Below are 3141 nucleotides of genomic sequence, written 5' to 3' on the forward strand. Positions count from 1 at the left end.
GGACGGCCAGCCGCCTGCCCAGGGCGACGGTCCGGGGAGCACGGCGCCGGGGAGACAGCGCAGCGCCGGGAACGGGCGGCCAGAGCGATTCCGGAGCGTCGGCCAACTCGGGAGACAGCGCGTCCAGCTAAGAGACGAAGGCGAAGGATCGTTCGCGCCGCGGCGGAACTCCAGGGACGAGCCCAGCTCGTATGGAGCCGCACCTCTGCCGACAGTCAGGCGGAATGGAGGATAAGCATGCGTCATCAAGCCAACCCGATTGTCGGGTTGGCTTTTTTCCTTGAAAAGCGGGAGAGCAACAGAGACGGGGGCGCCTGGAATGAAGTCGGGCTCGCCGCCTGCCAGGATGAAAATGTAGAGGAATGAAGCGAAAGTATGACGAAGTAACGCAAAGTATTTCTTGGTATGGTATACCAACCGTCTTATGCGGAGAAGAAACCGAAGAAACCGAAGAAACCGAAGAAAGCGATGAAAGCGATGAAAGCGATGAAAGCGATGAAAGCGATGAAAGCGATGAAAGGGAAGAAAGCACCGATTGGCCGGAGCCGGCTTACGCATGGGCATGGGACCGGCCTCATAGGACCTGCTTGGGATGATGCAGAGAGAAATCAGCCTTCCTCGGGTACGATGACCTGCAAGTACCCCGGCAGGATGCTCAGTTCAACCGGCAGTGCCGGCCCTTCGTCGCCATCGACATTGGTCCGGAGCGGCTTCGGCGAGGTGATCCGGATTTTCTTGGCCGTGAAATAGACGACCTCCTTCTTGTCTTTCAGGCTGCCGAACCAGAGCGACAAGCCGGCCGCAATCGTATCGAAGACGTTCATGTCCCGGATAATGAAGCCGTGGATCAATCCGTCGTCGACGGATGCATTCGGCGAAAGCTTCTCGAAGCCGCCGACCGAGTTGGTGAGAGCGGCGAGAACCAACGGAGAATCACCTTCCCAAATCTCGCCGTCATGCTCGACGACGATGGGATGGGCAGGGCTGCCGAGCAGCTCCTTGATGCCTTCCTTCAAGTAGGCGAGAGCGCCGAGCCTGGACTTTTCTTCCGAGCTCACCGCGGCGACGGATTCCGCCAGCGAGCCCGCGGCGACGACATTCGAAAAGAGGCGGCCGTTCAGCTGACCCAGATCGACGGTTCTCACATTGGAGGAGGACAGCGCTCGAATGGCTTCCTCGGGATCGAGCGGAATCCGGAGCGCGCGAGCAAAATCGTTGACCGTGCCGAGAGGGACGATGCCGAGCTTCGGCCGGTGATCCTGATCCATGATGCCGTTGATCGTTTCGTTCAATGTGCCGTCTCCGCCTACCGAAACGACCAGGTCGCAGCCTTCCCGGCATGCTGCCTGGCAGAAGCGGGTCGCATCGAGGGCTTGGGCGGTTTCCTTTCTGGCCACCTCGTAGCCCTTGCGGCGCAGCACCTCTTCAATCCGGTTGCTGTAGTCGAGCGCCTTCTCCTTGCCGGAGGAAGGATTGAGGATGATCATGGCTTTGTTCATGCCCTTATTTCCTCTCTGATTTGGAATGGTATCATAGGAGATTACCCACTGATGAGGATAATCGAAGCCACAATCAGCCGGACAAAAACCAGGATGATTATGGTTGCAAAAACAAGAGGAGATGGCCTCGTCTTCGACCCTCTCTGGAGCCATGAAGCGGGATTGGGAGACTGCCATCGACCCCCGTGCAAGGTTGCCGCACGGTCGGCAGACGAGCGCGGGCTGCATATCGCCATCCTCTTTTCAAACCGGAAGAAATGTGGGATGCTCCTTGTGGGCTGGGCCGCGTGAAGCGGTGTTCTCCGGCGGGAGAAGATGCCGCAGGATGCACACACGCTGGACCGGGACTTGCCTGAAGGCAGCGAAGGGGGAGCCATTGCATGTCAACCGAGTGGAGTCTGGAAAGGGCAAGAAGCGAGGCTGCTAAAATCATTGCCGAAGCCAGGACAGGGGCGGACGGATGTCCGGAGCCTTTGCGCACCATCCTGCGCGAGCTTATCGAGAGAGCCGATCCTTCGAGGACGGCTGGCGGTTCCAACTATATTACGTACATGCTGCCGGTCTGGGCAGGGGAGCAGGCCGGCGCGCCGGCCTCCGTATGCCGCGATCTCGCTGTCGGCAGCGTCTATATGATGCTGCATTATTTCCTGCTGGACGACGTCATGGACGGCGAGGAAATGCAGCTCGACTCGAAATCAGCCTTGGCGGCGTCCCAATTGCTGCATTCCTTGTTCCTGGAACGGTACAGCCGGCATTCGGCCATGCCGCCGCAGCTTTGGAGCGACTATCTCAGGCATACGGAGGCGTGGGGGCTGGCTGCAGCGATGGAGAAAACCCGGCGCGCCGATCCCTTGGACGTCCCCGGTCTGGCGCGCAAGTCCGCCCCGGTCAAGATCGGCGCCTCGGCTGTCTGGCTGGAATCCGGCCAGAAGGAGCGCATCCTGCCGGCAGAGCAGGCGGTCGAGCTGGCGCTCGCCTCGCTGCAGCTGGCGGACGACTGGGCGGACTGGCGAGAGGATCTGGCTTCCGGCGAGGAGCGCAGCAATGCCTTTCTGACGCTGGTCAGACAGGAGCTTGGGCTGAAGGAAGAGCAGCCTCTGGAGGATAGGATGGTCCGCCGGGCAGTCTATCAGGACGAAGTGCTGGAGCGGCTTGCGGCCATCGCGAGAAGCCATCGCCGGAGCTTGTCCGAGCTTCCGGAAGCGGCCCCGGGCCTTGTCTGGTTTCAGCAAGAGGTGCTCTCGGGCATCGAAGCCGATGCACGCTCAGCCCGGCAAACGGCCATGAGGCTGGCGGTCGAAGGGGGATTCTCTCATTATTTGTCGAATCAGGAAAAAGTATAGGTACTTTCGTCGCGATATGTGGTAGATTATAGGAAGATTTACCCATAACCCTTCGAGGAGCCGTGATCTCATGTCATCCCAATCGTTGAAAGTGCAGATCATTCAAAAAGCATGGAAGGACGAAACCTTCAAAAAGCAGCTGCTTGCCGATCCCAAAGCCGCCATCAAGGAAGCATTCGGCGTTGAACTGCCGGATGACATCCAGCTCACGGCCGTGGCAGAAGCGGACAAGCATTTCTACCTCGTGGTGCCGCCGAAACCGGAGGATTCCGTTGACGCGGCTGGCAACGTCGAGCTAG

At 59.5% G+C, this 3141-nt stretch carries 4 protein-coding genes; 3 read left to right on the plus strand and 1 reads right to left on the minus strand.

The window, feature by feature from the left end; translation table 11 throughout:
• Nucleotides 1-362: 362 nt before the first annotated feature.
• Nucleotides 363-596 (plus strand): hypothetical protein, encoded by a 234-nt coding sequence (locus BN871_RS28095; RefSeq protein ID WP_157060400.1) that lies wholly within the window; start codon nt 363-365, stop codon nt 594-596.
• A 12-nt stretch (nt 597-608) separates the two neighbouring features.
• Here the strand turns inward: BN871_RS28095 and BN871_RS25755 are convergent, their stop codons facing one another.
• Nucleotides 609-1499, minus strand: coding sequence for a diacylglycerol kinase family protein (locus BN871_RS25755; RefSeq protein ID WP_048750006.1), 891 nt, complete (start codon nt 1497-1499; stop codon nt 609-611).
• Nucleotides 1500-1879: 380 nt separating this feature from the next.
• Between BN871_RS25755 and BN871_RS25765 the strand changes: the two genes are divergently transcribed.
• Together BN871_RS25765 and BN871_RS25770 are read left to right on the plus strand one after the other, a co-directional pair.
• Complete coding sequence (locus tag BN871_RS25765) at nt 1880-2842, plus strand: hypothetical protein (RefSeq protein WP_021877629.1); 963 nt, start codon at nt 1880-1882, stop codon at nt 2840-2842.
• A gap of 70 nt (nt 2843-2912) precedes the next feature.
• Nucleotides 2913-3141: NHLP leader peptide family RiPP precursor (locus BN871_RS25770; protein WP_048750009.1), on the plus strand; the 229-nt coding region annotated here is incomplete at its 3' end.

The sequence above is a fragment of the Paenibacillus sp. P22 genome (genome assembly GCF_000469945.2).
In the GTDB taxonomy this organism is placed as follows: domain Bacteria; phylum Bacillota; class Bacilli; order Paenibacillales; family Paenibacillaceae; genus Paenibacillus_O; species Paenibacillus_O humicus.